Source organism: Nocardioides immobilis (assembly GCF_003515065.1).
Taxonomy (GTDB): Bacteria; Actinomycetota; Actinomycetes; order Propionibacteriales; family Nocardioidaceae; genus Nocardioides; species Nocardioides immobilis.
Genome location: NZ_QXGH01000063.1, coordinates 1 through 4,880 on the forward strand (window position 1 = coordinate 1; position 4,880 = coordinate 4,880).

A 4,880-nucleotide genomic window follows, 5' to 3' on the forward strand; every position below is an offset into this window, starting at 1 on the left:
GCGTGTGATGTTTGAGAACTCAACAGTGTGTCATGCAATTTATGTCGTTGTGATTTGTTTGTGCGGCATTCGCATCTTTGGTGTGGGTGTCGTGGGTTTTTGGCAAGTCAAATGATTCTGGCGATAATGCTAGTTTGTTTGTTTTGTTGGGTTTCAGGTTTTCTTATGGAGAGTTTGATCCTGGCTCAGGACGAACGCTGGCGGCGTGCTTAACACATGCAAGTCGAGCGGTAAGGCCCTTTCGGGGGTACACGAGCGGCGAACGGGTGAGTAACACGTGAGTAATCTGCCCTTGGCTCTGGGATAAGCATTCGAAAGGGTGTCTAATACCGGATATGATGACTCCCCGCATGGGGTGGTTGTGGAAAGTTTTTTCGGCCAGGGATGTGCTCGCGGCCTATCAGCTTGTTGGTGAGGTAATGGCTCACCAAGGCTTTGACGGGTAACCGGCCTGAGAGGGTGACCGGTCACACTGGGACTGAGACACGGCCCAGACTCCTACGGGAGGCAGCAGTGGGGAATATTGGACAATGGGCGGAAGCCTGATCCAGCAACGCCGCGTGAGGGATGACGGCCTTCGGGTTGTAAACCTCTTTCACCATTGACGAAGCCTTCGGGTGACGGTAGGTGGAGAAGAAGCACCGGCCAACTACGTGCCAGCAGCCGCGGTAATACGTAGGGTGCGAGCGTTGTCCGGAATTATTGGGCGTAAAGGGCTCGTAGGCGGTTTGTTGCGTCGGGAGTGAAAACATCGGGCTTAACTCGATGCTTGCTTTCGATACGGGCAGACTTGAGGTATGCAGGGGAGAATGGAATTCCTGGTGTAGCGGTGAAATGCGCAGATATCAGGAGGAACACCGGTGGCGAAGGCGGTTCTCTGGGCATTACCTGACGCTGAGGAGCGAAAGTGTGGGGAGCGAACAGGATTAGATACCCTGGTAGTCCACACCGTAAACGTTGGGCGCTAGGTGTGGGACCTATTCCATGGGTTCCGTGCCGTAGCTAACGCATTAAGCGCCCCGCCTGGGGAGTACGGCCGCAAGGCTAAAACTCAAAGGAATTGACGGGGGCCCGCACAAGCGGCGGAGCATGCGGATTAATTCGATGCAACGCGAAGAACCTTACCTGGGTTTGACATACACCGGAAGCCTCTAGAGATAGAGGTCTCTTTGATACTGGTGTACAGGTGGTGCATGGCTGTCGTCAGCTCGTGTCGTGAGATGTTGGGTTAAGTCCCGCAACGAGCGCAACCCTCGTTCCATGTTGCCAGCACGTAATGGTGGGGACTCATGGGAGACTGCCGGGGTCAACTCGGAGGAAGGTGGGGATGACGTCAAGTCATCATGCCCCTCTGTCCAGGGCTTCACGCATGCTACAATGGCCGGTACAAAGGGCTGCGATCCCGTGAGGGGGAGCGAATCCCAAAAAGCCGGTCTCAGTTCGGATCAGACGCCGTCTGCCCCTGGATGGGGGTGGGTGGGCTGGTTGGTTTCTTGGTTCTTGATTATTGGATAGTGGACGCGAGCATCACACACTTATTCCTCCGCCTTTGGGTTGGGGGTTTGTTTGTGTGTGTTGTTTGTAGTGTTGATATCGTTGATTGTTTGTGTCTTGATCATTTAAAGCACGAGCCGTTGCCGACGATCACGTGGATGGTTCTGCCTTCTTGTTTGGGGGTGGGGTTGTTTGTTGTGTGTGTTGGTGGTTTGTGTGGCAAGTTGGTAAGGGCGCATGGTGGATGCCTTGGCATCGAGAGCCGATGAAGGACGTGGGAGCCTGCGATATGCCCTGGGGAGTTGGCAACCGAGCGTTGATCCGGGGATGTCCGAATGGGGAAACCCAGCTGGAGTTATGTCCAGTTACCTGCACCTGAATGAAATAGGGTGTGTGGAGGGAACGCCGGGAAGTGAAACATCTCAGTACCGGTAGGAAGAGAAAACAATAGTGATTCCGAGAGTAGTGGCGAGCGAAATCGGATCAGGCTAAACCATCCTCGTGTGATACCTGGCAGGGGTTGCGTGGATGGGGTCGTGGGAGCACTCGTATGCCCGCTGCTGGGGGTGTGCGGAGTTAGAAATCATCATTGAGGTCGAAGCAGTTGGAAAGCTGCGCCGGAGCGGGTGATAGCCCCGTAGACGTAAGGTGGTGACTCCGTGAGTGTTTTCCCAAGTAACATGCCACTCCTGGAATGGTGTGTGAATCTGGCGGGACCACCCGTTAAGCCTAAATACTTCTCGATGACCGATAGCGGACAAGTACCGTGAGGGAAAGGTGAAAAGTACCCCTGGCGGGGAGTGAAATAGTACCTGAAACCGTGCGCCTACAATCCGTCAAAGCCCTGGTTCGCTGGGGTGATGGCGTGCCTTTTGAAGAATGAGCCTGCGAGTTAGCGGTGTGTGGCGAGGTTAACCCGTGTGGGGTAGCCGTAGCGAAAGCGAGTCCTAATAGGGCGATTGAGTCGCACGCTCTAGACCCGAAGCGGAGTGATCTATCCATGGGCAGGTTGAAGCGCCGGTAAGACGGCGTGGAGGACCGAACCCACTTCAGTTGAAAATGGAGGGGATGACCTGTGGATAGGGGTGAAAGGCCAATCAAACTCCGTGATAGCTGGTTCTCCCCGAAATGCATTTAGGTGCAGCGTTGCGTGTTTCTTGCCGGAGGTAGAGCACTGGATAGCCGATGGGCCCGACCAGGTTACTGACGTTAGCCAAACTCCGAATGCCGGTAAGTGAGAGCGTGGCAGTGAGACTGCGGGCGATAAGGTTCGTAGTCGAGAGGGAAACAGCCCAGACCATCGGCTAAGGCCCCTAAGGGGCGGCTAAGTGGAAAAGGATGTGGAGTCGCAGTGACAACCAGGAGGTTGGCTTGGAAGCAGCCACCCTTGAAAGAGTGCGTAATAGCTCACTGGTCAAGTGATTCCGCGCCGACAATGTAGCGGGGCTCAAGCCGTCCGCCGAAGCCATGGCACTCACACAATACCCAAGCCGGACTTGATCTTGGTTCAGGGGTGTGGGTGGGTAGGGGAGCGTCGTGTCACGGGTGAAGCCGCGGAGTGATCCAGCGGTGGATGTGACACGAGTGAGAATGCAGGCATGAGTAGCGAATCACGGGTGAGAAACCCGTGCGCCGAATGATCAAGGGTTCCAGGGTCAAGCTAATCTGCCCTGGGTAAGTCGGGACCTAAGGCGAGGCCGACAGGCGTAGTCGATGGACAACGGGTTGATATTCCCGTACCGGCGAAGTGGCGCCCATGACGAGCCCGGTGATGCTAACCGCCCGAAACACCTGTGACCAATCCCTTCGGGGTGCGGCGCGGGTGCGGAGCGCGGGATCCGATCCGGTAGTAGTCAAGCGATGGGGTGACACAGGAAGGTAGCCCAACCACGCCGATGGTAGAGCGTGGGTAAGCATGTAGGACGTGGCCTAGGCAAATCCGGGTCGCAGCCCTTTGGTGGGTGAGTCTGAGATGTGATGCCGACCCCTGATGGGGGAAGTGGGTGATCCTATGCTGTCGAGAAAAACCTCTAGCGAGCCACGAGCCGCCCGTACCCCAAACCGACTCAGGTGATCGGGTAGAGAATACCAAGGCGATCGAGACAACTATGGTTAAGGAACTCGGCAAAATGCCCCCGTAACTTCGGGAGAAGGGGGACCTGGATCGTGTACCCACTTGCTGGGGAAGCGTGAAGGGTCGCAGAGACCAGGCCCAAGCGACTGTTTACTAAAAACACAGGTCCGTGCGAAGTCGTAAGACGATGTATACGGACTGACTCCTGCCCGGTGCTGGAAGGTTAAGAGGACCGGTTAGCCACTTGTGGCGAAGCTGAGAATTTAAGCCCCAGTAAACGGCGGTGGTAACTATAACCATCCTAAGGTAGCGAAATTCCTTGTCGGGTAAGTTCCGACCTGCACGAATGGAGTAACGACTTGGGCGCTGTCTCAACCATAGACTCGGCGAAATTGCACTACGAGTAAAGATGCTCGTTACGCGCGGCAGGACGGAAAGACCCCGGGACCTTTACTATAGTTTGGCATTGGTGTTTGGTTCGGCTTGTGTAGGATAGGTGGGAGACTGTGAAGCGGCCACGCCAGTGGTTGTGGAGTCAACGTTGAAATACCACTCTGGTCGTACTAGATGTCTAACCTAGGGCCATGATCTGGTTCAGGGACAGTGCCTGATGGGTAGTTTAACTGGGGCGGTTGCCTCCTAAAATGTAACGGAGGCGCTCAAAGGTTCCCTCAGCCTGGTTGGCAATCAGGTGACGAGTGTAAGTGCACAAGGGAGCTTGACTGTGAGACAGACATGTCGAGCAGGGACGAAAGTCGGAACTAGTGATCCGGCACCACCATGTGGAAGGGGTGTCGCTCAACGGATAAAAGGTACCCCGGGGATAACAGGCTGATCTTCCCCAAGAGTCCATATCGACGGGATGGTTTGGCACCTCGATGTCGGCTCGTCGCATCCTGGGGCTGGAGTAGGTCCCAAGGGTTGGGCTGTTCGCCCATTAAAGCGGCACGCGAGCTGGGTTTAGAACGTCGTGAGACAGTTCGGTCCCTATCCGCCGCGCGCGTAGGAAACTTGAGAAAGGCTGTCCCTAGTACGAGAGGACCGGGATGGACGAACCTCTGGTGTGCCAGTTGTACCGCCAGGTGCAGGGCTGGTTAGCTACGTTCGGAAGTGATAACCGCTGAACGCATCTAAGCGGGAAGCACGTTTCAAGATGAGGTTTCCCCACCCCTTTGAGGGTGTAAGGCCCCCAACAGACTATTGGGTTGATAGGCCGGAGGTGTACAGCAGCAATGCCCAGCCGACCGGTACTAATAGGCCGAACACTTGCCACACAAACCCCCAACACAACCAACAAACACAGGTCGTGTTA

General features: G+C 55.6%; 2 rRNA genes. Both read left to right on the forward strand.

Features of this window, described 5'->3' with window-relative positions:
* The first annotated feature begins 162 nt into the window (after positions 1-162).
* Positions 163-1,551: ribosomal RNA gene (locus D0Z08_RS31480) — 16S ribosomal RNA — on the forward strand.
* Between the two features lie 160 nt (positions 1,552-1,711).
* A 23S ribosomal RNA gene (locus tag D0Z08_RS31485) occupies positions 1,712-4,842 on the forward strand.
* The 16S and 23S rRNA genes sit together here, the layout of an rRNA operon.
* The last annotated feature ends 38 nt before the right edge of the window (positions 4,843-4,880 follow it).